General features: G+C 69.8%; 25 protein-coding genes. 11 read left to right on the top strand and 14 right to left on the bottom strand.

From position 1 onward, the window contains the following. Nucleotides 1–14 precede the first annotated feature (14 nt). Nucleotides 15–3,251 carry a fused isobutyryl-CoA mutase/GTPase IcmF gene (icmF, locus tag HUW46_RS04365; protein ID WP_215546043.1) on the bottom strand — a complete coding sequence of 1,079 codons (3,237 nt, stop codon included), beginning with the start codon at nucleotides 3,249–3,251 and terminating at the stop codon, nucleotides 15–17. Nucleotides 3,252–3,326: 75 nt separating this feature from the next. Continuing rightward, nucleotides 3,327–3,746, bottom strand: a complete 420-nt coding sequence (locus HUW46_RS04370; RefSeq protein ID WP_215546044.1) for a nuclear transport factor 2 family protein — start codon at nucleotides 3,744–3,746, stop codon at nucleotides 3,327–3,329. A gap of 161 nt (nucleotides 3,747–3,907) precedes the next feature. On the opposite strand from HUW46_RS04370, the gene HUW46_RS04375 reads away from it, so the two are divergent. From HUW46_RS04375 to HUW46_RS04385, 3 genes are read left to right on the top strand one after another with little or no spacing between them, the layout of a single operon-like run. Continuing rightward, a complete protein-coding gene (locus HUW46_RS04375) occupies nucleotides 3,908–4,267 on the top strand; it encodes an ArsR/SmtB family transcription factor (protein ID WP_215546045.1) in 360 nt (119 codons plus the stop codon). Next, nucleotides 4,257–4,703, top strand: a complete 447-nt coding sequence (locus tag HUW46_RS04380; RefSeq protein WP_215546046.1) for an SRPBCC family protein — start codon at nucleotides 4,257–4,259, stop codon at nucleotides 4,701–4,703. Before HUW46_RS04375 ends, HUW46_RS04380 begins: the two co-directional genes overlap by 11 nt. Then, complete coding sequence (locus HUW46_RS04385; protein WP_215546047.1) at nucleotides 4,700–5,353, top strand: DUF899 domain-containing protein; 654 nt, start codon at nucleotides 4,700–4,702, stop codon at nucleotides 5,351–5,353. The genes HUW46_RS04380 and HUW46_RS04385 overlap by 4 nt, the downstream gene beginning before the upstream one ends. A gap of 5 nt (nucleotides 5,354–5,358) precedes the next feature. Here the strand turns inward: HUW46_RS04385 and HUW46_RS04390 are convergent, their stop codons facing one another. The 4 genes from HUW46_RS04390 to HUW46_RS04405 form a co-directional block, all read right to left on the bottom strand. Beyond that, entirely contained in the window at nucleotides 5,359–5,973 is a 615-nt protein-coding gene (locus tag HUW46_RS04390; protein WP_215546048.1) for a GTP-binding protein, read from the bottom strand. Further along, the gene (locus HUW46_RS04395) at nucleotides 5,954–6,640 is read right to left on the bottom strand and encodes a DUF742 domain-containing protein (RefSeq protein ID WP_215546049.1); all 687 of its coding nucleotides are present in this window, start codon (nucleotides 6,638–6,640) and stop codon (nucleotides 5,954–5,956) included. The genes HUW46_RS04390 and HUW46_RS04395 overlap by 20 nt, the downstream gene beginning before the upstream one ends. 117 nt (nucleotides 6,641–6,757) lie before the next feature. Continuing rightward, nucleotides 6,758–7,210: a roadblock/LC7 domain-containing protein gene (locus HUW46_RS04400; protein ID WP_215546050.1), complete on the bottom strand. Its 453-nt coding sequence runs from the start codon at nucleotides 7,208–7,210 to the stop codon at nucleotides 6,758–6,760. Beyond that, the gene (locus HUW46_RS04405) at nucleotides 7,207–10,572 is read right to left on the bottom strand and encodes a sensor histidine kinase (RefSeq protein WP_215549663.1); all 3,366 of its coding nucleotides are present in this window, start codon (nucleotides 10,570–10,572) and stop codon (nucleotides 7,207–7,209) included. Before HUW46_RS04405 ends, HUW46_RS04400 begins: the two co-directional genes overlap by 4 nt. Nucleotides 10,573–11,710: 1,138 nt before the next feature. Here HUW46_RS04405 and HUW46_RS04410 point away from each other — a divergent pair. The 5 genes from HUW46_RS04410 to HUW46_RS04430 are packed head-to-tail and all read left to right on the top strand — an operon-like array spanning nucleotide 11,711 to nucleotide 16,104. Beyond that, nucleotides 11,711–12,142, top strand: coding sequence for a DUF485 domain-containing protein (locus tag HUW46_RS04410; RefSeq protein ID WP_215546051.1), 432 nt, complete (start codon nucleotides 11,711–11,713; stop codon nucleotides 12,140–12,142). Then, complete coding sequence (locus HUW46_RS04415; protein WP_215546052.1) at nucleotides 12,139–13,725, top strand: solute symporter family protein; 1,587 nt, start codon at nucleotides 12,139–12,141, stop codon at nucleotides 13,723–13,725. The genes HUW46_RS04410 and HUW46_RS04415 overlap by 4 nt, the downstream gene beginning before the upstream one ends. 12 nt (nucleotides 13,726–13,737) lie before the next feature. Next, nucleotides 13,738–14,883 (top strand): type III PLP-dependent enzyme, encoded by a 1,146-nt coding sequence (locus tag HUW46_RS04420; protein WP_215546053.1) that lies wholly within the window; start codon nucleotides 13,738–13,740, stop codon nucleotides 14,881–14,883. Beyond that, a complete protein-coding gene (speD, locus tag HUW46_RS04425; RefSeq protein WP_215546054.1) occupies nucleotides 14,873–15,253 on the top strand; it encodes an adenosylmethionine decarboxylase in 381 nt (126 codons plus the stop codon). The genes HUW46_RS04420 and speD overlap by 11 nt, the downstream gene beginning before the upstream one ends. Then, nucleotides 15,253–16,104, top strand: a complete 852-nt coding sequence (locus HUW46_RS04430) for a spermidine synthase (RefSeq protein WP_215546055.1) — start codon at nucleotides 15,253–15,255, stop codon at nucleotides 16,102–16,104. The genes speD and HUW46_RS04430 overlap by 1 nt, the downstream gene beginning before the upstream one ends. Here the strand turns inward: HUW46_RS04430 and HUW46_RS04435 are convergent. Continuing rightward, a complete protein-coding gene (locus tag HUW46_RS04435; RefSeq protein WP_215546056.1) occupies nucleotides 16,090–16,659 on the bottom strand; it encodes a TetR/AcrR family transcriptional regulator in 570 nt (189 codons plus the stop codon). The genes HUW46_RS04430 and HUW46_RS04435 overlap by 15 nt on opposite strands. Before the next feature lie 121 nt (nucleotides 16,660–16,780). On the opposite strand from HUW46_RS04435, the gene HUW46_RS04440 reads away from it, so the two are divergent. Next, complete coding sequence (locus tag HUW46_RS04440; protein ID WP_256451415.1) at nucleotides 16,781–18,238, top strand: MFS transporter; 1,458 nt, start codon at nucleotides 16,781–16,783, stop codon at nucleotides 18,236–18,238. Here HUW46_RS04440 and HUW46_RS04445 read toward each other — a convergent pair. From HUW46_RS04445 to HUW46_RS04475, 7 genes are all read right to left on the bottom strand, one after another. After that, complete coding sequence (locus HUW46_RS04445) at nucleotides 18,204–18,548, bottom strand: DUF3817 domain-containing protein (protein WP_215546057.1); 345 nt, start codon at nucleotides 18,546–18,548, stop codon at nucleotides 18,204–18,206. The genes HUW46_RS04440 and HUW46_RS04445 overlap by 35 nt on opposite strands. 23 nt (nucleotides 18,549–18,571) lie before the next feature. After that, nucleotides 18,572–18,967 carry a hypothetical protein gene (locus HUW46_RS04450; protein ID WP_215546058.1) on the bottom strand — a complete coding sequence of 132 codons (396 nt, stop codon included), beginning with the start codon at nucleotides 18,965–18,967 and terminating at the stop codon, nucleotides 18,572–18,574. Nucleotides 18,968–19,097: 130 nt separating this feature from the next. Beyond that, nucleotides 19,098–20,006, bottom strand: coding sequence for a lytic transglycosylase domain-containing protein (locus HUW46_RS04455; protein ID WP_215546059.1), 909 nt, complete (start codon nucleotides 20,004–20,006; stop codon nucleotides 19,098–19,100). Between the two features lie 191 nt (nucleotides 20,007–20,197). Further along, on the bottom strand, nucleotides 20,198–20,680 hold the full coding sequence (locus tag HUW46_RS04460; protein ID WP_215546060.1) for a helix-turn-helix transcriptional regulator: 483 nt from the start codon (nucleotides 20,678–20,680) through the stop codon (nucleotides 20,198–20,200). A 311-nt stretch (nucleotides 20,681–20,991) separates the two neighbouring features. Further along, a complete protein-coding gene (locus HUW46_RS04465; protein ID WP_215546061.1) occupies nucleotides 20,992–21,159 on the bottom strand; it encodes a hypothetical protein in 168 nt (55 codons plus the stop codon). A 229-nt stretch (nucleotides 21,160–21,388) separates the two neighbouring features. Continuing rightward, nucleotides 21,389–22,531 (bottom strand): CaiB/BaiF CoA transferase family protein, encoded by a 1,143-nt coding sequence (locus HUW46_RS04470; protein WP_215546062.1) that lies wholly within the window; start codon nucleotides 22,529–22,531, stop codon nucleotides 21,389–21,391. Nucleotides 22,532–22,570: 39 nt separating this feature from the next. Beyond that, entirely contained in the window at nucleotides 22,571–23,728 is a 1,158-nt protein-coding gene (locus tag HUW46_RS04475) for an acyl-CoA dehydrogenase family protein (RefSeq protein WP_215546063.1), read from the bottom strand. Between the two features lie 112 nt (nucleotides 23,729–23,840). On the opposite strand from HUW46_RS04475, the gene HUW46_RS04480 reads away from it, so the two are divergent. Next, nucleotides 23,841–24,449: a TetR/AcrR family transcriptional regulator gene (locus HUW46_RS04480; protein WP_215546064.1), complete on the top strand. Its 609-nt coding sequence runs from the start codon at nucleotides 23,841–23,843 to the stop codon at nucleotides 24,447–24,449. Nucleotides 24,450–24,697: 248 nt separating this feature from the next. Continuing rightward, nucleotides 24,698–26,311 (top strand): succinic semialdehyde dehydrogenase, encoded by a 1,614-nt coding sequence (locus HUW46_RS04485; protein WP_215546065.1) that lies wholly within the window; start codon nucleotides 24,698–24,700, stop codon nucleotides 26,309–26,311. The last annotated feature ends 15 nt before the right edge of the window (nucleotides 26,312–26,326 follow it).

The following is a 26,326-nucleotide window of genomic DNA, read 5'->3' on the forward strand; positions in this document are numbered from 1 at the left end:
CACTCGCCCGCGGCTCAGACGTTGCGGCGGTACTGGCCGCCGACTTCGAAGAAGGCGTCGGTGATCTGGCCGAGCGAGCACACGCGCGCCGCGTCCATCAGCGTGCCGAACAGGTTCTCGCCTCGCGTCGCCGCCTCCCGCAGCGCTGCCAGCGCGCGCTGTGCCTCGTCGCGGTTGCGCCGGTGGAAGTCTTCGAGCCGATCGAGCTGGGACTTCTTCTCGTCCTCGGTGGCCCGCGCGAGTTCGACCTCGACCTCGTCCTCGCCTTCCCGCGGGTTGCGGAAGGTGTTGACGCCGATGATCGGCAGCGAGCCGTCGTGCTTGAGCCGTTCGTACAAAATGGACTCGTCCTGGATCTTGCCGCGCTGGTAACCGGTTTCCATCGCGCCGAGCACGCCGCCGCGCTCGGAGATCCGGTCGAACTCGGTGAGCACGGCCTCTTCGACCAGGTCGGTCAGCTCGTCGATGATGAACGAGCCCTGCAGCGGGTTCTCGTTCTTCGACAGGCCCCATTCCTTGTTGATGATCATCTGAATGGCCATCGCGCGCCGCACCGAGGACTCCGAAGGCGTGGTGATCGCCTCGTCGAAAGCGTTGGTGTGCAACGAGTTCGCGTTGTCGTAGAGCGCGCACAGCGCCTGCAGCGTGGTGCGGATGTCGTTGAAGCTCATCTCCTGCGCGTGCAGCGAACGCCCCGAGGTCTGCACGTGGTACTTCAGCTTCTGCGACCGCTCGTTCGCGCCGTAGCGCTCGCGCATCGCGACCGCCCAGATCCGGCGCGCGACGCGGCCGAGCACCGAGTACTCGGCGTCCATGCCGTTGGAGAAGAAGAACGACAGGTTCGGCGCGAAGTCGTCGATGTCCATGCCGCGCGCGAGATAGGACTCGACGTAGGTGAACCCGTTGGCGAGCGTGAACGCCAGCTGCGAGATCGGGTTCGCCCCCGCCTCGGCGATGTGGTAACCCGAGATCGACACCGAGTAGAAGTTCCGCACCCCGTTGGCGATGAACCACTCCTGGATGTCGCCCATCATGCGCAGGCTGAACTCGGTGGAGAAGATGCAGGTGTTCTGCCCCTGGTCCTCCTTGAGGATGTCGGCCTGCACGGTGCCGCGCACGTTCTTCATCGCCCACTCGCGCAACTGGACGTGCTCCTGCTCGTCGGGCTCGCGGCCGTGCTCCGCCTCGAACGCGGCCACCCGCTGGTCGATCGCGGTGTTGAGGAAGAACGCGAGGATCGTCGGCGCGGGGCCGTTGATCGTCATCGAGACCGAGGTGGTGGGCGAGGTGAGGTCGAAGCCGTCGTAGAGCGCCTTCATGTCCTCCAACGTCGCGATGGACACGCCCGAGGTGCCGACCTTGCCGTAGATGTCGGGGCGGGTGGCGGGATCGTGCCCGTAGAGGGTCACCGAGTCGAACGCGGTGGACAGCCGCTTGGCGTCCGAATCGGACGAGAGGTACTTGAACCGCCGGTTCGTGCGGAACGCGTCGCCCTCGCCCGCGAACATCCGCGCCGGGTCCTCGCCCTCCCGCTTGAACGGGAAAACCCCTGCGGTGTAAGGGAAGTATCCCGGCAGGTTCTCCCTGCGCAGGAACGAGAGCAGCTCGCCGGGATCGGTGTAGCGCGGCAGGGAGACGCGCGGGATCTTGCTCCCCGAGAGCGTCTCCCTCCACAGTGGAGTGTGCAGCTCCTTGTCGCGGATCTTGACGACGAGCTCTTCGGCGCGGTAGGACTCCGCGATTTCCGGCCACTTCGCCAGCAGCGCCGCGGATTCTGCGTCCACATCGGACTCCGCGGCGGTGACGAGTTCGGCGATCGCGGCGGTGTCGGCCCCGGCGTCGGCCAGCGCGGCCTTCGCTTCGGTCAGGTGCTCCCGCTTGCGCACCGCGGCGGCCTGCTCCTCGGTGTGCCGGTGGTACCCGCGCACGCCTTCGGCGATCTCGGACAGGTACCGCACCCTGGTCGCCGGGATGACGGTGCTCGCGTCGGTGGACACCTTGCCCGACACCGCGGGCAGCACGCCCGCCGACACCGACAGCCCGCGCTCGGCGAGCATGTCGCGCAGGTGCTGGTACAGCGCGGTCACGCCGTCGTCGTTGAACTTCGCCGCGCTCGTGCCGTACACCGGCATGTCCTCCGGCGCGGCCCCGAACGCCTCGCGGTTGCGCACCAGCTGGCGCGCGACGTCGCGGCGGGCGTCCTCGGCGCCACGGCGCTCGAACTTGTTGATCGCCACCACGTCGGCGAAGTCGAGCATGTCGATCTTCTCCAGCTGCGACGCGGCGCCGAACTCCGGCGTCATCACGTACAGCGAGTCGTCCACGTAGTCGACGATGCCCGCGTCGCCCTGGCCGATACCCGGCGTTTCGACGATCACGAGATCGTAGCCCGCTGCCTTGCACGCGAGCACGGATTCGTTGAGCCCCACCGGGATCTCGCCGCTCGTGGTGCGCGTCGCGAGCGAGCGGAAGAACACCGGCGAGCCGTCGAGGCAGTTCATCCGGATCCGGTCGCCGAGCAGCGCGCCACCGCCCTTGCGGCGGGACGGATCGACCGCGAGCACCGCGATCCGCAGCTTGTCCTCCTGGTCGAGCCGGAACCGGCGCACCAGCTCGTCGGTGAGCGACGACTTGCCCGACCCGCCGGTACCGGTGATGCCGAGCACCGGTACCGTCCGCGCGCCCGCCGCCTCCTTGATCGCTGCCAGCGCCTCCCCCGGCAGCGCCTCGCGCTGGAGCTGGGTGATGGTGCGGGCCAGCGCCGGGATGTCCCCGGAAAGCAGGCCCTCGACGGAACCGGGCCCCTCCGCCGCGAGATCGACGTCGCAGGCCTTGATCATCGAGTTGATCATGCCGGGCAGACCGAGTTCGTACCCGTCCTCCGGCGAGAAGATGCGCGCGACGCCGCGGGAGTGCAGCAGGTCGATCTCCTCGCGCACGATGACGCCACCGCCGCCGCCGAACACCTTGATGTGCCCGGCACCGCGCTCTTCGAGCAGCTCGACGAGGTAGGTGAAGTACTCGACGTGCCCGCCCTGGTAGGCGCTGATCGCGACGCCCTGCACGTCCTCGGAGATCGCGGCCGTGACGACCTCGTCGACCGACCGGTTGTGCCCGAGGTGGATCACCTCGGCACCCTGCGACTGCAGGATGCGCCGCATGATGTTGATGGCCGCGTCGTGGCCGTCGAACAGGGACGAGGCGGTCACGAACCGGACCGGGTTGACCGGGCGGTGCAGTTCGGAGGTCATAGGGCTTAAAATACTCGGACTTCCAACTATTTGAAACCCGGACACGGCCGTGACGGACGTCTCACCGGCGCCGCGTCATTCCGCGGCGCCGGCGAGCTGATGGAGGCGGCCCAGCGCGCGAGCGCCGGCGACGGGGTCGGCGTAATCCCGGCCATGCTGGATCAATCCGTCGCGGATGGTCAAGACCACGACGTAGCCGCTGGACACCAGCCGGCCGGACTCGCGCAGCCTGCGGTGCAGGGTGAACTCGACCACCGCGATCCCCGGGTCCGTGGTCTGATGAACCGTCACCTGGTCTACCCCCTCGATCCGCCACAGCGCCTCGGAGGACTTGGACCGGGCCCGGAACACCTCGCGCCCCCGCGAGGTGCGCGGGACACCGGGCGGCGCGAACGGGATCTCGATGACGGCATCCTCGGCATACAGGTCGGCCAGCTCGTCATAGGCACCTCGGCCGATCGCATCGAGATAAGCGGACACGATGTCTTGTTCCATGGCGACCCTCTCCCCAAAAAGTGAAGCGGGGCGAACGCCCCGCTTCCACCGACTATACGGAACGCTTACCCCGGTTGTTTATCGGCTCGACACGCTCGACGAAGGGTTGACAAGGGTTCTATATTCAACCCATTGGTTGATTAACAGAATGGTTGAATACGATGCCGATCGCAGCGCAGGACCAGCTCAGCACGACGTTCGCCGCGCTGGCCGATCCCACCCGGCGCGCGATCCTGGCGCGGCTCGCCACCGGAGAAGCGACGGTCAACGAGATCGCCGAGCCCTTCGAGGTGAGCCTTCAAGCGGTGTCGAAGCACCTGAAGGTGCTGGAACGCGCGGGCCTGATCACCCGCGGCCGGACGGCGCAGTGGCGGCCGTGCCGGTTGACCGCCGAGCCGCTCGAAGACGTCGCGGACTGGGTCGCGCGGTACCGCGCCTTCTGGGAGGCGGGCTTCGACCGGCTCGACCGACGGCTACAGGAAATCCAAAAAGGACAGACAGGAGAAGACGATGAGCGCTGACCGGGAACTGACCCTCACCAGGATCTTCGACGCACCAAGGGACCTGGTCTTCCGGGCATGGACCGAGCCGGAGCTGTTCCTGGGCTGGATCGGGCCGGAGGGCTGCACCGGCGACACCGCCGATTTCGACGTGGTCCCCGGCGGCGCCTGGCGCGCCACCATGCTCGACCAGGACGGCGGCAAGCACGGGATGTACGGCCAGTACACCGAAATCGCCGCACCCGAGCGGCTGGCGTTCACCTTCGTCTGGGACGACGAGGAGGCGCACCTCGACCGGTCGCGGATCACCCTGACCTTCACCGATCTCGACGGCAAGACGGAAATGACCTTCCACCAGACCGGGTTCACGTCCGCGACGCAGCGCGACGACCACGGGGTCGGCTGGACGGAAGCCTTCGACAAGATCGCCCCACTACTCGCGAGGAGCACGCGATGACCACCGCACTGCCCGAGATCGTCACCACGGAAGAATGGCAGGCCGCGCGAGAAGCGTTGCTGGTCAAGGAAAAGCAGCTGTCCAAGGCGATGGACGCGATCAACGCGGAGCGCAGGCGCCTGCCGATGGTCCCCTTCGACAAGGAGTACGTCTTCGAGGGCGCGAACGGAAAGGCGACGCTGCTCGACGTCTTCGACAGCCGGAAGCAGCTGATCGTCTACCACTTCATGCTGCACCCTGGTTCGGACCACCTGTGCCCCGGCTGCTCGATGGTGGTCGACAACATGGGCCACCCCGCGCACCTGCACACGCGCGACACGACGCTCGCCGTGATCGCCCCGGCGCCGCTCTCCGAAGCCGAAGCCGTCAAGAACCGCATGGGGTGGACGGTGCCGTGGTACTCCTCCGGCGGCACGGACTTCACCGAGGACTGCGGCGTCGGCGGCGGGTTCGGGGTCAGCGTCTTCCTGCGCGACGGCGACCGCGTGTTCCGCACCTACTTCACCAGCGGCCGCGGCGCCGATCTGCTCGACACCACGCTGCGGTACCTCGACCTCACGCCGATGGGCAGGCAGGAGGACTGGGAGGAGTCAGGCCGTGGCCGCGACGACCCGGCCTGCTCGTGGTGGCGCCCCCATGACGAGTACTGAGCCGCTCAGGTGGCGGCGTTCGCCGCCCGCACCGCGATCCACTGGCGCATCGCGTACTCGACGAGCGTGATCAGCGTCTGCTTCGTCGACTCCCGGTCGCGCGCGTCGCAGCGCACGATCGGGATGCTCGGGTCGATCGACAGCGCTTCACGCACGTCGTTGATGTCGTGGTGCAGCACGCCGTCGAACGTGTTCACGCCGACGATGTAGGGCAGGCCGCGGTCCTCGAAGAAGTCGACCGGTGCGAACGAGTCCGCGAGCCTGCGGGTGTCGGCGAGGACGACCGCGCCGATCGCACCGCGGACGAGGTCGTCCCACATGAACCAGAACCGCTGCTGCCCCGGCGTGCCGAACAGGTACAGGATGAGGTCGGAGTCGAGCGACACCCGGCCGAAGTCCATGGCCACCGTGGTGGTCGTCTTGTTCGGCGTCGAGTCGAGGTTGTCGATGCCCCGGCTGGCGTCGGTCATCATCGCCTCGGTGGTCAGCGGCACGATCTCCGACACCGAACCGACGAAGGTCGTCTTACCCGCGCCGAAGCCGCCGGCCACCACGATCTTGGCCGAGGTCATGGTCGACGGCGCGGATGACCGCGGTGACTTAAAGCCGACGGAGTCCACTCAAAACCCTTTCCATCAACATCAGATGCGCCTCGGCACCGTCATCACCGGATATCGTCCTGTGCACGGTGACCAGTCCCGCGTCGGCAGCGTCGCTGATGAGCACTCTCGCGACACCGAGCGGGACACGCAGCGCCGAAACGATCTCGGCCACCGACCTCGGCGTCCGGCATTCTTCCAGAATCGAGCGGTGCTCGACCTGTTCGGGCGTCTCGACGGCGTTCTGGCCGTTCGGACGGTCCTTGACGGAGACCAGCGTCTCCAGCTCGAGCGCGTAGTTCGACTTCGTCCTGCCGCCGGTCAGCGCGTACGGGCGGACGACGGCGGTCTCCTCGGCGGGGCTCACCGGCTCGGGCTCGGGGTAGCGCGGCTGGACGACCGACGCCGCGCCGGGCTCGAACAGCGCCGCGGCGGGCGACGGGGCCTCGGCGACGGGAGCGGGGGGCGGGGTCATCGGCTCACCCCGGTCATCGGGTGTCTCCGGCGGTGGAGCGGGTACGGGCTCGGCATGGGTGTCCTTGTCCTTCTTGCGCTTGCGTCGGCTACGACCTGAATTCAGGGTGAAACCGTTGAGGACGTCGGCGAAGGTGCCGTCGTCCTCTGGCCGCCCGCCCTGGGAGTGGCGCGCGCCCGGCTCCTCACCGAAGAACCCGGATCCCGTGCTCATCAGAGCAGAGTCCTATCCAGGACGCGTAATGGCAACCGCTTCACCGAAACGGCGGCGGTGCGGTGGCGTCCCCCTCGGGGTTCAGGCCGGCGGGTGATCAGGAGCATCGGTTCGTCGTCATCCCACCGGTTCGCCGATGAGGGAACCCGTCGAGCCCTGCAGCTGCGCGCGCAGCTCCGGGGTGAGGATCTGGCCGACGCGGTCCACCAGCATCGTCATCTCGTAGGCGACCTGGCCGATGTCGCAGTTCGGCGCGGCGAGCACGGCGAGGCACGAGCCGTCGCTGATCGACATCAGGACCATGATGCCGAGTTCCATCTCGACCACGGTCTCGCTGACCGCGCCCGCTTCGAAGCAGCGCGCCGCGCCTTGGGTGAGCGAAACCAGGCCGGAAGCGACCGCGGCGAGCTGATCGGCGCGGTCGAGCGGGAGGCGGTTCGATGCGGTCAGCAGCAGGCCGTCCGCCGACACGACCACCGCGTGGGCGACCCCCGGCACCCGCTCCGCGAAGTCGTTGACCAGCCAGCCGAACTGGTTCTGTTGTGGCTGCGGCGAATCCGGCGAGATCATTCACCCTCCCTTTTCTCTTGGTTGCCATCGGTCGGTTGGGCTGCCTGGTGCCGTCCCCGGCGGATTCCCTGCTGGAAACTGGTCAACCGGCCGCGGACATCATGGGCGTCCCGCTCCGGCCGCGGGCTCGCGGGCTGTGCCGACGGTGGTGCACTGCCGGGCATCAGCTGCTCGCCCCGCCGCCGCCGCGGGAGTCCCGCGGGCGTCAGCGAGCCGGAAACGGTCTGCGAAACCGCCTGGACGGTACGCCAACTCTCGTCGCTTTCGAACGACCAGGCCGCGGTCACTTCCGACGGGTCCTCGCGGCGCTCCGGCGCGGCGGGCGCTTCGGCCGCGGCCGCGGCCGGTGTGACCTGCGCCGGGGGTGGTTCGGGCGCCGGTGTGGCGGAAACTTCCGGCGCTGCGGGAGTTTCCGGCACCGTGGGAGCCTCCGGCGCCGCGGGCGGCTTGCGCGAAGGAAGCGGCGCCGGGGACTCGACCGGAGCCGAAGCGTCCGCGGTGTCCCTCGCCGCGTCCTGCTTGGCCTGCCTGCCGCGGTTGACGCCCTGCTGGAAGCTGCTCAGCCTGCCGCGGACGTTCGCGGGGTCGCGCACCGGCAGGTCCGAGGACGGCGCGGGCGCTTCCGGCTGCTTGTCGGGAACGCCACCGGGGAGCAACTGCTCGCCTCGTCGGCGCTGCGGCAGCCCCGCGCTGGTGAAACTGGTCGGCTCGGTGCGCGAGACCGCTTCGACCGTCCGCCGGTTCGCGTCGGCGACGAAGTCCCATCCGGACTGTCCACTCGCGACCGCGTCGGTCGCCGCCGGGGCGTCCTGCTCGCCGGTTTCGCCTTCGGCGGGCTCGGCGCTGCGGAACCACGCGGAGAGCATCTCGTCGAAGATCGGCGTCGTCTCCGGGCGCGCCGGCGGCGGCGGTGCGGCGGCGGCGCGCTGGTCGCGCTCGCTCGTCGCGGCGTTCCACCAGTCGGTGAGCGCGGTTCCGTTGGCCTCGAACAGTTCCTTGCCGCGCGGCAAGGCGGCGTCAGCCTCGGCCGCGGACAGCGGGGCCTGCTTCTCCGGCGCCTTCGGCTCCGGCGCGGGTTCCGGCTCCGGCGCGTCCTTGCCGATCGGGCTGAACAGCGCCGTGCCCGAGATCTCGAGATCCGACGGCGGGCGCTGGGAAAGCCCGGCGAGCCCGTTCGCGACCCTGATCTCCGGCGGCCGCGGCTCCTCGGCAGGCTTGCGCTCCAGCGGGGAGCCCTGCGAGGGCGGCGGCACCCCGGGCCTGCCGTTCACCGGCCTGCTGGCCCCGTTCACGGGGCGCTGCCTGCGGGGCAGGGTGCCCGGCGCGGGTTGCGGCGCCTCGGTGGACGACCCCGGCGACGGAGCGGGGGACGACGCACCCTGCGCGTCGACGACCAGATCGGCTGGCACGGTGACGGTGGCCCTGACCCCGGCGATGTCCTTGCCGCCGTGCAACGTGACGCCGATGTGGTGCCTGCTGGCCAGCCTGCCGACCACGAACAGGCCCATCCGGCGCGAGGTGGCCAGATCGACGGAGGCGGCCTCGGTGAGCCGGTTGTTCGCCTCCGCGACCTCGGCCTCGTTCATGCCGATGCCCTTGTCGAGGATGTCGATCGACAGCGCGCCGGCGTCGACGAAACGGCTGGCCACGGTGACCTGCGTGCCGGGCGCGGAGAACGCGGTCGCGTTGTCCAGCAGCTCGGCGACCAGGCGCATCAGATCGCTCGCCGCGTACCCGACGACCCTTGCCTGCGGCGGCGGCTGCACGACCACCCGCTGGTACTGCTCGATCTCCGAAACCGCGGCGCGCAGCACGTCGGTGGTCGTCACCGGCTGGCCCGACCGGCGGCCGGGCTCGGCGCCGGAGAGCACCATCAGGTTCTCGTTGTTGCGGCGCATGCGGGTGGCGAGGTGGTCGAGCTGGAACAGCGTCGCGAGCTGGTCCGCGTCCTCCTCGTCGCGCTCCAGCCGCTCGATCATCTGGAGCTGCCGCTGCACGAGGCTTTGGCTGCGCCGGGACAGGTTGACGAACACGCTGCCGTAGCCGGTGCGCATCGCGGCCTGCTCGACGGCGAGGCGCAGCGCCTGGCTGTGCACGGCGTCGAACGCGCGCGCCACCTCGCCGATCTCGTCGTCGGATTCGACCGGCACCGGTTGCACGTCCGTGCTCTGCGCGCGGCCCTCCTGGATGTTCCGCACCGCGGCGGGGAGCTGGCGGTCGGCGACGTCGAGCGCGCCCACCCGCAGCGTCCGCAGCGAGCGCAGCAGCTGGCGGTTGATCAGGAACACCACCGCCGCGGTGAGCACCAGCGCGGCGAACAGCAGCACCGCGAGCAGGCCCGCGCCGCTGCTGGCGTCCTCCACCAGCGCCGAGGAGCTCGCCGTGAGCTGGTCACCGAGCTGCTTGCTGACCTCGGCCATGCTGCCGACGACCGCGTTCGAGACCTCGGTCCACTGCTGCGGCGAGATGCTGCGCAGTGCCGAGGCGACCTCGTCGGGATCGGCACCGACGCCGGCCCGCTCGCCGAGCACCGTCTTGACGAGCTGGTCCCTGGTCACGTAGGTCGGGCCGACGACCTTGCCGTCGTAGAGCTGGCGCTGCTGCTGATCGGCGGCGGCGCGGAAGTCCGCGAGCCGGTCGGTCATCCGCACGTCCGCCGTGCGCACCTCGTTGACCTCGTTCGGGGTGAGGCTGCCCCGGGTGATCCCGAACCCGATCAGTGCCTGGGTCTGGGACACCTCCTCCTTGGCCACCTCGATGTCGTGCAGCGCGCTCGGCGTGCCGCCGATGGCGTCGTCACTGATCCCCGCGACAAGCGTGGTGTCGAGTTTGAGCAGCGCGCCGGTGATGCCCGAGTAGCCGTTGACCGCCTGCACCGGGTCCAGCTCGCCCGCGGCGACCTGCTCGCGGAACCGGGCGATCCGGCCGAGCTGGTCGGTGGCCTCCCTGCCGGGGCCCGTGACGGCGCTGTCCAGCTCCGCCGCGCGCCCGATCGCGGGCGCCAGCGGCCCGGTCGCGGCGTCGACGGAGCGGCGCGCGGCGTCGAGCGCGGCCGAACCACCCGAGTTGCCCTGGGTCAGTAGCTCGACGGTGAGCGTGCGCTCGTGCTGGACCGCGTCGGTGAGCGCGCGCAGGCTGCTCCCGAGCGCGACGAACCGGTCGATGCGCTGGTAGCTGTCGGAACGGCCGACCTGGTTCGCGATGGTGGTGATGCCCAGCGCCAGTGCGATCATGATCGGCACCAGCGTCACCGCGGCCAGCTTGACCGGGATGCTCCAGTCGCGCCACTGCGCGATCGCCCGCCACCTCGACCGGCGCGGCGGCTCGGCCCCGCCACGGCCGAGCAGCTCTCCGACCGGCACCTGGCCTTCTCCTGCAACCGTCACGAAAGTGACTCCCTGTCCGGCTTCTTCGGTCCGAAAACACGAGCAACGACGGGAACGGCCGAGTGGTCACGGAGTGCGCCACCACCCCGTGTGCGGGCTCTGACGGCGGGGGCGCTCTCGATGGTCGCTTCCCGTGCCGCGACTCGCCTCGCTCGCATCCAGCTCCTCGTCCTCGGTCCGGCTGTGCCTGTACCACGGCCCGCGCCGTCCGTCCCGCCGCCGCGCCCGCGCTCGGCGGGGGCGGCCGTGCCGTCCGGCAGGCCCGTACGTCTGCCCTGCCGCGCCGGTGCCGGCGAGTCCCGGCCGCACCGGGGTGCATGTTGCACTTCGCATCATGCTTCCTGCGGCTGACCTGGCCGACTATCGACACTTCGGAGATCGCTGACTCCGGCGTGGCGGGAGAATCCTACCTCAAACGGCGCTGCGGCAATTCCATCGAACGGACCGGCGATGACCAGCGGAAATACACTTTTCGGTGACACCGATGCGGTTTTGCGGGCAGCACGCCGTGAGCAGGTCCGTTTTGCGTGACCATACGATCCGATTATTCCGGGGATGGCGTCACCCGTACGGCGGATCCCACGGCCCTCACCCACGGTCAGAAGCTACTGCCCGTGCTGCAACCGGCCGACTACAGCGTCAAGATTTCCCCGATGTTGTGGCGTTTCGCTACCGCAGGGCGGAGGACGTGGCGTTCGCCACGGAACCCACCCCCGGCCAGCGGATTTCCGCCGTCATGACGGCCGGGTGAGTTGATCACGCGGAAGCCGGACACCCGGGCGCGGGTCCACCTCGCCCTGGTGTCACCCTCGGTCACGAGCAGCCTGCGGCGTCGGCGCCGAAGGTCCACCGTGTGCCGCATTCCACCCCGTGGGATTAACCGACCGTCACAAAACTGCTCACTATTTCGGGGCAGCCACTCCAGATAGCGCAATGAAGGTCATTTCCATTCCGGATCCCCATCCCGACGGAAACCGGCCCGCCGGTTTTCCGGCGTGAAATCCGCGTAGTTACGATGTGCGCCTTCCCGAGTCCGCTGACGGCCACCCCTGACCCAGACCCACGGCCGCCCCGACCCGGCCACTTGCGGACCGACGCTTGCCGGAGGCATCACATGCAGAACGTCGCGCACTCACCCGCGACCAGGAACGCCACCGAGGAGACCGGCCAGATGCCGGTGCTCTTCGGCGGCGACACCCGGACCGAAACCGCCGACGGCGCCGCCGAGCAGCAGCCGCAGGGCCCCGATTTCGAGCGCATCCAGGGCAGCGGCGAGTTCGTCGCGCTGCGCTCGCGCCTGCGCCGCTTCGTGTTCCCGATGAGCCTGCTGTTCTTCGCCTGGTACCTCGCCTACGTGCTGCTGGCCGCCTACGCGCACGACTTCATGAGCACGAAGCTGTTCGGCCACGTCAACATCGCGATGGTGTTCGGCATCCTGCAGTTCGCCAGCACGATCGCGATCACCGTGGCCTACGTGCGGTTCGCCAACCACCGGATCGACCCGCAGGTCGAAGACATCCGCGTCCGGGCGGGGGTGACGGAATGACGCTCGCCGCCTCGACCAGTTCGAGCAACCCGATCCTGAACACCTCGGTGTTCGCCCTCTTCGTGGCGATCACGCTCTACGTCGTCTACCGCGCGAGCAGCCGGAACCAGAGCCGCGCGGACTACTACGCGGCGGGCAGCTCGTTCACCGGACGGCAGAACGGCATCGCGCTGTCCGGCGACTTCCTCTCCGCCGCCTCGTTCCTCGGCATCGCGGGCGCCATCGCGATCCACGGGTACGACGGCTTCCTGTACTCCATCGGCTTCCTGGTCGCCTGGCTGGTCGACCTGCTGCTGATCGCCGAGCTGCTGCGCAACACCGGCCGCTTCACGATGGGCGACGTGCTGAGCTTCCGGATGAAGCAGCGCCCGGTCCGCGCCGCGGCCGCGACCTCGACGTTGATCATCTCGTTCTTCTACATGCTCGCCCAGATGGCGGGCGCCGGCGGGCTCATCGCGCTGCTGCTGAACATCCACGGCGGGTTCGGCCAGGCGCTGGTGATCGGCGTGGTCGGCCTGATCATGGTGCTGTACGTGCTGGTCGGCGGGATGAAGGGCACCACGTGGGTGCAGATCATCAAGGCCACCATCCTGATCCTGTGCGCGGTGCTGATGACCGTGTTCCTGTTCGGCAAGTTCGGCTTCAGCTTCTCGAACCTGCTCTCCTCGGCCGCGGCGAAGAGCCCGATGGGCGACAAACTGCTGGAGCCCGGCGGGCAGTACGGCGCCTCGGGCACCACCAAGCTGGACTTCGTCTCGCTGGCGGTCGCCCTCATCCTCGGCGCCGCCGCGCTGCCGCACGTGCTGATGCGGTTCTACACGGTGCCGAACTCGAAGGAAGCGCGCCGCTCGGTCGTGTGGGCGACCTCGTGCATGTTCCTGTTCTACCTGTGCACGCTGGTGATCGGCTTCGGCGCGGCGGCGCTGGTCGGCTCGGACGAGATCAAGGGCGCGCCGGGCGGGGAGAACTCCGCGGCGCCGCTGCTCGCACTGCACATCGGCGGGACCGTGCTGCTCGGGATCGTCTCCGCGGTCGCGTTCGCCACCATCCTCGCCGTGGTCGCCGGGCTGACGATCACCGCGTCCGCCTCGTTCGCGCACGACGTCTACGCGAACATCTTCAAGCGCGGCAAGGCCGAACCCGCCGACGAGGTGCGCGTCGCCAGGCTCACCGCGGTGGTGGTCGGCGCGATGGCCATCATCGGCGGCATCCTCGCCAACGGCCAGAACATCGCGTTCCTGGTGGCGCTCGCGTTCGCCGTGGCCGCGTCGGCGAACCTGTCGACGCTGCTGTACTCGCTGTTCTGGAAGCGGTTCACCACCACCGGCACGCTGTGGGGCATCTACGGCGGCCTGATCGCCTGCCTGGTGCTGGTGTTCTTCTCCCCGGTGGTCTCCGGCGCGCCCGACTCGATCATCAAGGGCGTCGACTTCCACTGGTTCCCGCTGAAGAACCCCGGGCTGGTGTCCATCCCGTTCTCGTTCCTGTGCGGGTTCCTCGGCACCGTGTTCGGCAAGGAGAAGGCCGACCCGCGCAAGCACGCCGAGATGGAGGTCCGCTCGCTCACCGGCATCGGCTCCTGATAGTGGTGGGGAGTGACCGCACTCCCCCGCCTCCGCCGGTTCCTCGCCGAGCACGCGCCGCCGACGCCGTGCCTGGTGCTCGATCTCGACACCGTCGCCGACCGCGCCGGGGAGCTCGCCCGCGAGTTCCCCGGCGCCCGGCTGTGCTACGCGGTCAAGGCCAATCCCGAACCCGCGGTGGTGGCGCGCCTGGTGGTCGCGGGGATGAGCTTCGACGTCGCGAGCACCGGCGAGGTCGACCTGTGCCGTTCGCTCGGCGCACCGGCGAGCGGCCTCTCCTACGGCAACACGATCAAGAAGCCGTCCGACATCGCATACGCGTTCGGGCTCGGGGTGCGCGAGTTCGTCACCGACGCCGAGGGCGATCTGCGCGCGATCGCGGAGCACGCGCCCGGCTCGGCGGTGACCGTCCGGCTGCTGGTCGACGGTCCCGCGTCGGCGACCCCGTTCGGCCGCAAGTTCGGCTGCTCGCCCACGATCGCGGCCGATCTGCTGGTGCTGGCCGCCGAACTGGGCCTCGACCCGGCCGGGGTGGGCTTCCACCCCGGTTCCCAGCAGCTCGACCCCGGCGCGTGGGAGCCGGGGATCGCCGCGGCGGCCAAGGTGTTCGCCGACGCCGCCGCGCGCGGAGTGCGCGCGCGGCGGCTCAACCTCGGTGGCGGCATGGCCGTCGGCTACCGCGGCACCGCGCCCTCGATCGCCGCCTACGCCACCGCGATCCGCGGCGCGCTGACGAGCCACTTCCCCGGCGCCACCCCGGAACTGGTGCTCGAACCGGGCCGGGTGCTGGTGGCCGAAGCGGGGCTCATCCGCACCGAGGTCGTGCTGGTGCGCGACGACGAGCAGCGCTGGGTGTTCCTCGACATCGGGCGCTATAACGGACTCGCCGAAACCGAGAACGAAGCGATCGCGTACCGCGTCGAGCCGGTCACGGCGCGGGACGGCGCGGACACCGGCGTCGTCCTCGCCGGGCCGACGTGCGATGGTGACGACGTGCTCTACCTGCGGACTCCCTACCGGCTGCCTGCCTCGCTGCGGGCGGGCGACCTGCTCGACATCCTCGACGCGGGCGCCTACACGGCCAGTTATTCGTCGGTGTCGTTCAACGGCATCCCGCCGTTGCGGACGTACTGCATCGAGGGCACCGATGAAGGATGAGGCCCGCACGGTCGGCGCCTTCACCGGCCGGCACGTGCTCGCCGAACTGACCGACGCCGATCCCGCGCTGCTCGACGACAGCGGCGCCCTGCGCGAAGCCATGTCGTCCGCACTGTCCGCCGCGGGCGCGACCGTGTGCGAGGTGATCTCGCACCGCTTCGAACCGCAGGGCCTGACCGTGCTGGCGATGCTGGCCGAATCGCACGCCTCCATCCACACCTACCCGGAGCTCGGTGCCGCCTTCGTCGACGTGTTCACCTGCGGCGAGCGGGCCGACCCGGAACTCGCGGTCGAACTGCTCGCCAAGGCCGTCGGCGCGGCGTCCGTGCGATCGTCCACAGTGCACCGCGGCAACGGAAAGGACTCTTGATGCGCGAGATCAGCGAACTCCTCGGCGCGGGGCTCACCAGGACCTGGGAGATCGGCGAAGTCCTGCTGGAGACCAAGACCGAATACCAGGAACTGCTGATCGCCCGTACCGCGCAAGGGATCTCCCTGTTCTGCGACGGCGAGCGCCAGAGCACCGAAGCGAGCCAGCTCGTCTACCACGAGGCGCTCATGGTGCCGCCCCTGCTGCTCGCCGAACGGTTGCGGCGCGTGCTGATCATCGGGTCGAGCGAAGGCGTCGCGAGCCAGCTCGCGATCGCCATGGGCGCCGACGAGGTGGACCACGTCGACATCGACCGCGAGGCGGTCGCCGCGTGCGCGGAGCACCTGCCCTACGGCTATACGCCCGAAGAGCTTCGCGCGGCCGAAGTCGCGGAGAGCGGGGTCCGGGTCCACTACCTCGACGGCTGGCAGTGGGTGGCGGACGCGGCGGCGCGGGGACGGTCCTACGACGTGGTGGTGGTCGACCTCCCCGACGAGAACGACGATCCCGCCGCGCAGCACAACCGGCTCTACGGCTCGGATTTCCTCGCCGCGTGCGCCCGTTTGCTCAGCCCCGGCGGCGTGGTGAGCGTGCAGGCGGGCTGCCCCACCTTGTGGCGCAACGAAACACTGGCCGCGGCGTGGCAGCGGTTCACCGGCGCGTTCCCGAGCGTCGTCTACTACGGCTCGGACGAGCACGAGTGGGCTTTCCTCAGCGCCCGTACGGACACGGTGGACAGTCCACTGGAGACGATGCTCGCCCGGCTCGCGGACGCGCCGGCTCAACCGTCCACAATAGACGCCGACGCGCTGCGTGGCGGGACGGTGCCGCCGAGGTCACTCCGGGCGTAGTCCGGCGAGCACCACCTTGACCATGCACAGGCCCTCGTCCTCCGGCGCGTTCACGGCGGCGATGCCGACGCCGTGCCCGAGCCGCAGCAGGGCGGGGCCGGTGAGATCCTCGCGCACCACGCCCGCCTTCTGCGCGTTGGTGACCACGAGGGACGCCGCCTCGGTGATGCTGGCGCGGCACCAGGCGAAGGTTTCCGAACCCCGGTCCATCGCGGCCTTCAGCGTCTGCGCGAGGCCGTTCTTGTAGACCACGAACCGGACCTGCTCCCGCAGCCACTCCTCGAGCGCTTCCTTCGGCGGCAGCTCGTCCACCAGGCGGTAGGCGGAGTCGACGAGCGCGACGATGTCCGCGCGGTAGACCGCTTCGATCAACGCGTCCCTGGTCGGGAAGTGCCGATAGAGCGTGCCCGCGCCGACACCGGCGCGCTTCGCGATGTCGTCGAGAGGTGCCTCCGCCCCGTGCTCGCCGAACGCTTCGCGCGCGGCGCTGACGATGCGCTCGTAGTTGCGCCGGGCGTCGGCCCGCATCGCCCGCGGGGCACCCACAGCCTCCATCGACGGCCTCCTTCGCACCTCTCCGGAAAAGCGCTTGCCGAACCGGAGAGTGTCTCCATATGATGGCACACGTCTCGAAGTGGAGACACTCTCCGATTCTCTGCTCTCACTGGAGTATCCCTTGACGCGTTCCACCCTGCCCGCACCACCCGGCACGCGCGCGGCGCCGCGGCCGGGACTCGCGCTGGCGGTGCTGCTCACCTGCCAGCTCATGTTCATCCTCGACGCCACCGTGATGAACGTGGCGCTGCCGAGGATCCGCGCCGACCTCGGCTTCTCGCAGCCCGGCCTGTCCTGGGTGATGAGCTCCTACACGCTGGTCTTCGGCGGGCTGCTCCTGCTCGGCGGCCGCGCGGGCGACCTGCTCGGCAGGCGCCGCATGTTCGTCGTCGGTGTCACCGTGTTCACCGTCGCGTCCTTCGCGGGCGGCTTCGCGAACTCGGCCGAGTTCCTGATCATTTCCCGTGTCGCACAAGGCATCGGCGCCGCCATGGCGGGCCCGAGCACGCTCGCGTTGGTCACCACCACGGTCAGCAGCCCCGCCGCGAGGGTCCGCGCGCTGGCGCTGTTCTCCGCGATGGCCAGCGGCGGGTTCGCGATCGGGCTCATCCTCGGCGGCCTGCTCACCGAATGGTTCTCGTGGCGCGCGGTGCTGTTCATCAACGTGCCGTTCGGCGTCGCCATCGCGACGCTCGCGCCCCGGTTCGTCCGCGAACCCGAGCGTGTGCCCGCCAAGCTCGACCTGCCCGGCGCGGTCACCGCGACGCTCGGCGTCGGCTCGCTGGTCTACGGGTTCATCAGGGCGGGCGACGCGGGCTGGGGCGACACGTTCGCGCGGTTCGCGCTCGGGGCCGGTGTCGTGCTGATCGCCGCGTTCCTGCTCATCGAGCGCCGCACCGCGCAGCCGCTGATGCCGCTGCACCTGTTCACCGACCGCGACCGCGTCGCCGCCTACGCCAACTTCTTCCTCGGGCCGATAGCGATGATGTCGATGTTCTTCTACCTGACCCAGTTCCTGCAGCTGGTGCTGAAGCTCGCGCCGCTGACGACCGGGTTCGCGTTCCTCCCGATGGCGGCGGGCATCTTCGGGATGAGCAGGGCGGTGCCGAAGCTGCTCCCCCGGTTCGGCCCGAAACCCCTCGCCGTCACCGGCAGCGCACTGATGGTCGCCGGTCTCGTGCTGCTGACCCAGGTCGACACGGCGAGCGCCTACTTCGGCTCGTTGTTCGTGCCGCTGCTGTTGATGGGGCTCGGCGGCGGTATGGCGTTCTCACCGCTCAACGTCGTGATCATGTCGACCGTGCGGTCCGAGGAAGCGGGCGCCGCGGGCGGGGCGCTGCAGACCATGCAGCAGAGCGGGGCCGCGCTCGGACTGGCCGTGCTGGCCACCGTGTTCGGCTCGGCGACCCGCGATCCGGCACCCGGCACCGCGCCCGCCGACGTGTTCGTCACCGGGATGACGCACGCCTACGTCGTCTCGGCCATCGTGGCCGCCGCGATCCTGCTCGTCGCGCTGACGTTCCGGACGAAGCGGCGCGACACCGCTACGGCTTCTGCCCAGCCCGCACTCGTCGAGTGACCCGGCGCTCCACCAGGAACGACACGAACGGCACGCACCCGGCGATCAGGATCAGCACGGTGTTCTTGATCGCCCAGCGCGCCTTGATCGCCAGGTCGATGGTGACCACCAGGTAGATCATGTACAGCACGCCGTGGATCGGCGAGTAGATCGCGGACGGCTTGGGGATGTCGTAGCCGTAGCGCAGGACCATCACGAAGCACAGGCCGAGCAGGCCGACGCCGGTCACGTACGCGGCGATGCGGAACCGCAGCAGCGGACCGCTCAGCGCGGGCGCCGCGGCGGTCGGCTCGTCAGTTCGGGCGGTCATGGACGGGGCCTTTCTTGGCTGGGTCACCTGGTTTGGTCACGGGCGTTCAGCTCGGCCAGGTAGCGGTTGTACGCGGCGAGCTCGTCATCCGGCTCGTCGTCGGGCGCGGGGGCGGCGGTGGGGGTGCTGCTCATCGCCGCTTCCGGCCTGGGGGCGGGCACCGCGGCGTGGTCTTCGCCACTCCCGGCCGCCTCCTGCTCGGCCGCCTGGCGTCGCAGCTTGCGGATGCGCCAGAACATGAACGCGGGGAACAGCCCGAACAGCGGCCACTGCAGCACGTAGCCGAGGTTCTGGAAAGTGCCGCTCGCCGAGGAGAACCGCTCCCACTGCCACCAGGCGAGCCCGCAGCACAGGGCGAGGCTCGCCAGCGACACGACCACGATCGTGAACCGGCGTGCGAGGACCGAGCTTGCGGGCACATTCCGACGCTAGCACCCGTCCGATACACCCGACCTCCGAGGCGGCTCCGAGAAGCGCATGCCCCGAAAGTGACCTTCGGGGCGCTCAAGTCCCCGAAAGCCACCTTCGGGGCACGAAACCGGGGGACGGTCAGTCCCGCACTCGTACGGTTTGGGCGGCTTTCGCGTATCCGTCGGCGAGGCCGAACACCTTCTGCGCGTATTCGACGGAGTTGTTGTACGACATGATCCCGGCCCACCAGCCGGTCGCGCCCGCCATGTCCCGGCCGCCAGCGCACAGGTAGCGCGCCGCGCCGAGCGCCGCGTCGTCGATCTGCTGCGGGTCGCCGACGCCGTCGCCGTTGCCGTCCGAGTTCCACTTCGCCCAGGTGCCGGGGATGAACTGCATCGGCCCGACGGCGCGGTCCTGCGCCGGGTCGCCGTCGTATCGGCCGCCGTCGGTGTCCGCGATCGCGCGCACGCCGGGCGAACCGTCGAGCGGCACGCCGATGATCGGCTTGCTCGGCCTGCCGTCGGCGCCGAGCGTCGCGCCGCCGTACTGGCCGTGGTTGGACTCGATGCGCCCGATGCCCGCGAGCGTCGCCCACGAGAGACGGCATTTCGGCTGCATGGACCGCATCGCCAGCTCCGCGTTCCCGTACGCGATGAGCGCCCGCGCCGGGATGCCGACCGGACCTGACGCGCGCTCGGCCCAGCTGGCCAGGGTGTTCTTCCCCTGCTTGCCCTTCGGCTGTTCCCGCGGGACCTGCGGCTGTTGCTGCTGCTGGGCGGGGTCACCGGCCAGCGTCGCGTTGATCGGGGCGGCCGAACCCGGCTGCACTGCGGCGGCCTGCACCTCGAGCGCCGGGATCTCGGTGGTCGTGGGGCTCACGTCCGGGGTGGTCGCGGCCGTCACGAGCCAGACACCGCCACCGGCGAGCGCGAGCACCACGACGACGATGACGAGCCTGCCGAGCACGGCGGCGCCGTGCGAACGGGGACGTGGCACCGGGGTGGCTTCGGTCACATCCGTTTCTTCGGTGTCCACGACGTCCGTCATGTCTTCGACGCCTGTTTCGCCGACGTCGTCCACATCGACACGCGTGGCACCAGGAGAATCCGGGGAACCCGACGAGACCAAGGAAACACTGCCTCCAGCCCAGCGCACGGTCGCGCCACCAAGATAACGACGCCGCGCACGTTAGCGTTATGGGTGAAGGCCGTCCATTCGGCCCGCCATGCGAACTCCGATCAGCTCGCGCGCTGCTGCCGTGCCAGCCGCGCGACGCACCACGCGGGCGCGCTGCCCCGGCGGAGGTGCTGCAAAACGGTCATCGGGCCGAGGCGCCTGCTCAGATCGGACGGGCTCAGCCCGGCCGCGCGGTAGTCGAGGGCTCGCTGGTCGAGCGGGCTGATACCGGCGTCCCACCAGCGCTCCGCCTCGGCCACGTCGCCGATCATCTGCCACCAGCCCGCCGCGGCGACGAGCAGCTCGTCGGGGACCTCGGGCGCCCGCTGCCGCATGGCGTCGAGGTAACCGGGATCCGCGCTCTCTACCGGCGCCCACGAGGAAGCGCCGCCACGAGCGCGCTGTCCTGGGATGCCCGGCGCCTGGCGGGGCGCTTCCGCGAGCCAAGCCGAAGCGATGCGGTCGGCTTCCTTCTCCTCCGCGGTCTGCTCACGTTCGGCCGCCCATTGGCGGATCAACGCGTCCACTCCAGGATCTCCGGTCATCTCTGCCTCCTCGTACCCCGACAACGAAGTTCTGACTGACGAGCGGTGACCGTGCGGCGGACCAGACGGCCCGGCACTACCAGCACGAGCTGGTCACGCAATGTGAGCACCGTAGGGCCGGATCCCCGGCCGACGCCAGACTTTCGCCGGGACCAATTCGGCGACCAGCGGCTTAATCGCGGCAATCCACCCGGATGGTGTATCGCGACTGTCCAAAATCGATAAAAGTCACCCTCAGTCACCGAAAAAGATCTCACGCAGCGAAATGGCCGACGCCGCGCGGAGGCGGTGCCGGCCCGGCTGTGCCCAGGTCAGGAGAACAGGCTCTTGAAGAAGGTGACGATGGCCTCGGCGCCGTCCTTGAGCCAGCCGAGGACGTTGTGCACGGCGTCGGCCGACTGCGTTGGCTTACTGATGAGGAAGAAGAGGACGAGCGCGATCACGCCGACGATCAGGATCTTCTTGACGTTCGACGACATGGCTCCATCCGATCGGTTCGCCCGGCAGCGCAGGGGATGTCCCTGGTGCCCGTGTGTGTCGGCCCGTTGACCGAGGGTCTACGGCCATCCTGCCTTGCTCGGCCGCAATCCGACAGAGCCTCACACGGACAGGCGGTACCTATCACGTTGAGTACACACCGGCCCGGTCGAGTCTAGGAGAAACGGGCGCATCCGTCACCGACGAACACGCCCCGCGACACCCCGCGTGTCAGGTGATGGTCCCCGCGGCGCGCAGCGACTCGACTTCGTCACCGGACAGACCGAGCTCGTCGAGCACCTCGGGGGTGTCCCCGCCCTTCGACCTCGGCGCTTCGGGCACCGCGGGCGGCGTCCGGTCGAACTTCGGCGCCGGGGCGGGCTGCACGATCCCGCCGATGTCGACGAAGGTCTGCCGCGCCTGGTTGTGCGGGTGCTCGGCGGCTTCCCACGGCGAGAGGACCGGGGTGAGGCAGGCGTCGGTTCCCTCGGCCATCGCGGTCAGCTCGTCGCGGGTGTGCTTTCCGATGGCCTCGGCGAGGATCGCGCGCAGGCGCGGCCACTCCGTCTTGTCGATGTGCAGCGGCAGGTCCTCCCCGTCGAGGCCGAGCACCTTCACCAGGTCCTGCCAGAACCGCATCTCGATGGCGCCGACCGCGACGTACTTCCCGTCCGCGGTCTCGTAGGTGTCGTAGAACGGGGCGCCGCCGTCGAGCATGTTGTCCCCGCGCTCGCCCTGCCACAGCCCCGCCGCGTGCATGCCGTGCAGCTGGCTGGTCAGCAGCGCCGCGCCGTCGACCATCGACGCGTCCACGACCTGCCCCTTGCCGGACGTGGTCCGCTCGTACAGCGCGGCGAGGATGCCCATGGCCAGCAGCAGCCCGCCGCCGCCGAAGTCGCCGACGAGGTTCACCGGCGGCACCGGCCGCTCCCCCGCCCTGCCGACGAGGTCGAGCGCGCCCGCGATGCCGATGTAGTTGATGTCGTGGCCCGCGGCGGGCGCCAGCGGCCCGTCCTGGCCCCAGCCGGTCATCCGCCCGTACACCAGCCGGGGGTTGCGCGCGTGCACGACGTCGGGACCGAGGCCGATCCGCTCGGCGACACCGGGCCGGAATCCCTCGATCAGCACGTCGGCGCGGTCGGCGAGCTTCAGCACGAGTTCGACGCCTTCCGGGGTCTTCGTGTTGATCCCGACCGTGCGCCGTCCCCTGGCCAGCGGATCGGCCGGGATGCCGAGCACGTCCTCGCCAGGGGTCGCCCGGTCCACCCTGATCACGTCGGCGCCGAGATCGGCGAGCACGGTGGCGGCGAACGGCCCCGGGGCGAGGCCCGCCAGCTCGACGACCTTCAGCCCGGCCAGTGGCCCTGCCTTCATGTGTGCGTTCTCCTTGTTCGTGGCGGTCCGGCGTGCGAGTCAGAGCGTGCGCGAGATGATTTCCTTCATGATTTCGCTGGTGCCGCCGAAGATCCGGGAGATCCGGACATCGGCCCACGCTCGCGCGATCGGGTACTCGGTCATGTAGCCGTACCCGCCGAAGAGCTGCAGGCAGTCGTCGACGACCCGGTTGATCCGCTCGGTGGCCCACAACTTGACCATCGCGGCGCCCTGGATGTCGAGTTCGCCGCGCAGGTGCCGCTCGACGCAACTGTCAAGGAAGGCGCGCGCGACCGCGGCCTCCGTCGCCGCCTCGGCGAGCTTGAACTTGGTGTTCTGGAAGGAAAAGACCGGACGGCCGAAGGCCTTGCGGTCCTTTGTGTACTCGATGGTCTGGTTGATCGCGGACTCCATCCCGGCGACCGCGGTGATCGCGATCAGCAGCCGCTCCTGCGGGAGCTGCTGCATCATCTGGATGAAGCCCTGGCCCTCCGCGTCGCCGAGGAGGTTCCCGACCGGCACCCTGACGTCGTCGAAGAACAGCTCGGCGGTGTCCTGGCCCTTGAGGCCGAGCTTGTCGAGGAGGCGGCCGCGGCGGAAACCCGGTGTGTCCGTCTCGACGGCGATCAGGGACACGCCCTTCGCGCCCGCCTCGGGGTCGGTGTCCGTCTTCACCGCGAGCACGATCACGTCGGCGAGCCCGCCGTTGGTGATGAACGTCTTCGCGCCGTTGATGACGTAGTGGTCGCCGTCGCGCACCGCGCGCGTCTTGATGCTCTGGAGGTCCGAGCCCGTGCCCGGTTCGGTCATGCCGATCGCGCCGACCATCTCGCCGGAGGCGAACTTCGGCAGCATGCGCCGCTTCAGCTCCTCGGAGCCGTAGGCGAGCAGGTAGTGCGCGACGATTCCACTGTGGACAGTTACGCCCCACGCGCTGTCGCCGCAGCGCGCCTGCTCCTCGTACAGCACGGTTTCGTGGGCGAACGTGCCGCCGCCACCGCCGTACTCCTCCGGAATGGACAGTGCGAGCAGGCCGACCTCGCCCGCCTTCGTCCACAGCTCGCGGTCGACCTGCTTGGCCGCGGCCCACCGCTCCTGGTTCGGCACGAGCTCCTTCTGGCAGAAGGTCCGCGCGAGATCCCGGAACTCCTCCAGGTCGTCGTTGCTCCACGAGCTGCGCTGGATCTGCAGTGGCACGGCGGGTCCTCCCTGGTCACCCTAGAAAACATTCCGAGTAGGATGTAAGTTCTAGCCGAAATGTACATCCGTTCCGGATTGCACGTAAAGGCCGCCGGGCGAAGGAGTCGATGTGACCGGGACTACACGAGGCCACCGGACGCAGGCGGAGCGGCGCGAGCACACGCGGACCGCCCTGCTCGACGCGACCATCGACTGCCTCGTCGAACTCGGCTACGCCAAGACCTCGGTGCAGGAGATCTGCGCGCGCGCCGGCGTCTCGAAAGGCGCGGTGCAGCACCATTTTTCCGCGAAGGCCGAGCTGATGGCGGCCGCCGTCGAGCACCTCACCACCAAGCTCCGGCGGCAGCTCACCGCGTCGCTCGACGAGCTTCCCGGTGGCGCGCACGGAATCGGCGCCGCGATCGACCTGCTGTGGGAGGGCTACTCGGGCACGCTGTCCACCGCGGTGACCGAGCTGTGGGTGGCCGCCAGGACCGATCCCGAACTGCGCGCGGCGATCCGGCCCGTGGACAGGGCGCTGGGCCGCGCCACGCTCGAACACATCAGCACCGTCGCGGGAGACCTCCCGCGCGAGCGCGCCGAGACCCTGTTCTGGCTCACCGTCAACCTGACCAGGGGGCTCGCGCTGGACGCCGAACTCGGCGGCGACCCCACCCGGCGCAAGCAACTCCTCGAAGAGTGGAAGCGCATCGCGACCGCGCTGTACGCGGAATCCTGAAGCCGCGCCGCCCCGAAGGCGGGCGGGGCCCGGCTCGGCCCTCACGCGAGCCGGACACCCCCATACCCGAGAAGAGGGGACGCGAGGGCAGTCATGACGCGCGAAGGGGAAATTTCCTTCGCGCGCTCTAATATGAGCACTATTCATGTTTGTTTGGCGCAGCGTCGTACCGCCGGTATGCTTCTACTCGTCAGTAACACGGCTCACCCGCCCGCACCTCGACGCCGAGCGAAAGGGACCCCGGACCCATGACGAGCACGACGCCAGCGGACACCGGTCAGGCCACCGGAAAACCCACGACCGTCGGCGGGGTGGTCGGCGCCCCGTCCGCGGCCCGCGCCACCCAGCTGGCCCGCCGCGCGGTCGGCGGCGGTGACTCGGCCCCGGTGGAGATCAGGTCCCCGTTCACCGGGCTCGCCACCGTCACCCTGTCCCAGGCCACCGACTCCGACACCCGCGCGATCTTCACCACCGCGCGCGCCGCGCAGAAGGCGTGGGCCGCGACACCGGTCGCCGAGCGCCAGCGGATCCTGGTGCGGTTGCACGACCTCGTGCTCGCCCGCCAGCAGGAGGCGCTCGACTTCGTCCAGCTCGAAGCGGGCAAGGCACGGCTCGACGCGTTCGACGAGGTCAGCGCGACCGCGCTGGTCGCCGCCTACTACGGCAAGCACAGCGCGAAGATCCTGCGTCCCCGTCGTTCGGCGGGAGCGGTCCCGGTGCTCACCGCCGCGGGCGAACTGCACCACCCCAAGGGCGTCGTCGGGATCATCTCGCCGTGGAACTACCCGCTCGCGCTCACCGCGATGGACGTGCTCCCGGCGCTCATGGCTGGCAACACCGTGGTCCAGAAACCGGACAACCAGACCGCGCTTTCCGCGCTGTGGCTGCACGAACTGGCCGAGGAGGCGGGACTTCCCGCCGGGGTGTGGCAGATCGTGTTCGGCAGGGGCTCGGTGATCGGCGACGCGCTGGCCGAGGAATCGGACTACTTGTGCTTCACCGGTTCGACGCCGACCGGGAAGCAGCTCGCCGCCAAGATCGCCGGGCGGCTCACCGGGTACTCGCTCGAACTCGGCGGCAAGAACCCGATGATCGTGCTGCCGGACGCGAACGTCGCCAAGGCCGCGACCGGCGCGGTCGCCGCCTGCTTCTCCTCGGCGGGCCAGCTGTGCGTGTCGGTGGAGCGGATCTACGTGCACGAGTCGATCCGGGAGGAGTTCACGCGCGCCTTCGTCGCGAAGACCGAAGCGCTGCGCCTCGGCGGCCGGCTCGACTACGGCGCGGACATGGGTTCGCTGACCTCGCAAAGCCAGCTCGACGGCGTTTCGTCCCATGTGGACGATGCGCGCGCGGCGGGCGCGACCGTGCTGACCGGGGGCCGCCCGCGCCCCGATCTCGGGCCGCTGTTCTACGAGCCGACCGTGCTCACCGATGTCACGCCCGCGGCGAAGCTGTTCACCGAAGAGACCTTCGGCCCCGTCGTCTCGATCTACGGCTACACCGAGGTCGACGACGCGATCGAACGCGCCAACGACACCGAATACGGCCTCAACGCGAGCGTCTGGACCCGTGACGCCGCCGCGGGCAGGGCGGTCGCCGCGCGGATCAAGGCGGGCACGGTCAACGTCAACGAGGGGTACGCGGCCACGTTCGGCAGTGTCGGCGTGCCGATGGGCGGGATGAAGTCCTCGGGCGTCGGTCGCCGCAACGGCGCCGAGGGCCTGCTCAAGTACACCGAAGCGCAGGCCGTCGCGGTGCAGCGCGGGCTCAAGCTGCGGCCGCCGCGCGGCGTTCCCGGCAAGGTCTGGGCCACCGCCATGACCGCGAGCATCAAGGCACTGCGCCGCCTCCCCGGCCGCTGAGCAAGCGCGAACGGC

The organism is Amycolatopsis sp. CA-230715 (assembly GCF_018736145.1).
Taxonomy (GTDB): Bacteria; Actinomycetota; Actinomycetes; order Mycobacteriales; family Pseudonocardiaceae; genus Amycolatopsis.

Bases quoted from the DNA above. Each gene is read 5' to 3' on its own strand.
- HUW46_RS04455 (WP_215546059.1), bottom strand. From the start codon at position 20,006: ATGACGGACGTCGTGGACACCGAAGAAACGGATGTGACCGAAGCCACC.
- HUW46_RS04370 (WP_215546044.1), bottom strand. From the start codon at position 3,746: ATGGAACAAGACATCGTGTCCGCTTATCTCGATGCGATCGGCCGAGGT.
- HUW46_RS04410 (WP_215546051.1), top strand. From the start codon at position 11,711: ATGCAGAACGTCGCGCACTCACCCGCGACCAGGAACGCCACCGAGGAG.
- HUW46_RS04435 (WP_215546056.1), bottom strand. From the start codon at position 16,659: ATGGAGGCTGTGGGTGCCCCGCGGGCGATGCGGGCCGACGCCCGGCGC.
- HUW46_RS04375 (WP_215546045.1), top strand. From the start codon at position 3,908: ATGCCGATCGCAGCGCAGGACCAGCTCAGCACGACGTTCGCCGCGCTG.
- HUW46_RS04460 (WP_215546060.1), bottom strand. From the start codon at position 20,680: ATGACCGGAGATCCTGGAGTGGACGCGTTGATCCGCCAATGGGCGGCC.
- icmF (WP_215546043.1), bottom strand. From the start codon at position 3,251: ATGACCTCCGAACTGCACCGCCCGGTCAACCCGGTCCGGTTCGTGACC.
- HUW46_RS04485 (WP_215546065.1), top strand. From the start codon at position 24,698: ATGACGAGCACGACGCCAGCGGACACCGGTCAGGCCACCGGAAAACCC.
- HUW46_RS04395 (WP_215546049.1), bottom strand. From the start codon at position 6,640: ATGAGCACGGGATCCGGGTTCTTCGGTGAGGAGCCGGGCGCGCGCCAC.
- HUW46_RS04445 (WP_215546057.1), bottom strand. From the start codon at position 18,548: ATGACCGCCCGAACTGACGAGCCGACCGCCGCGGCGCCCGCGCTGAGC.
- HUW46_RS04465 (WP_215546061.1), bottom strand. From the start codon at position 21,159: ATGTCGTCGAACGTCAAGAAGATCCTGATCGTCGGCGTGATCGCGCTC.
- HUW46_RS04415 (WP_215546052.1), top strand. From the start codon at position 12,139: ATGACGCTCGCCGCCTCGACCAGTTCGAGCAACCCGATCCTGAACACC.
- speD (WP_215546054.1), top strand. From the start codon at position 14,873: ATGAAGGATGAGGCCCGCACGGTCGGCGCCTTCACCGGCCGGCACGTG.
- HUW46_RS04380 (WP_215546046.1), top strand. From the start codon at position 4,257: ATGAGCGCTGACCGGGAACTGACCCTCACCAGGATCTTCGACGCACCA.
- HUW46_RS04400 (WP_215546050.1), bottom strand. From the start codon at position 7,210: ATGATCTCGCCGGATTCGCCGCAGCCACAACAGAACCAGTTCGGCTGG.
- HUW46_RS04470 (WP_215546062.1), bottom strand. From the start codon at position 22,531: ATGAAGGCAGGGCCACTGGCCGGGCTGAAGGTCGTCGAGCTGGCGGGC.
- HUW46_RS04430 (WP_215546055.1), top strand. From the start codon at position 15,253: ATGCGCGAGATCAGCGAACTCCTCGGCGCGGGGCTCACCAGGACCTGG.
- HUW46_RS04385 (WP_215546047.1), top strand. From the start codon at position 4,700: ATGACCACCGCACTGCCCGAGATCGTCACCACGGAAGAATGGCAGGCC.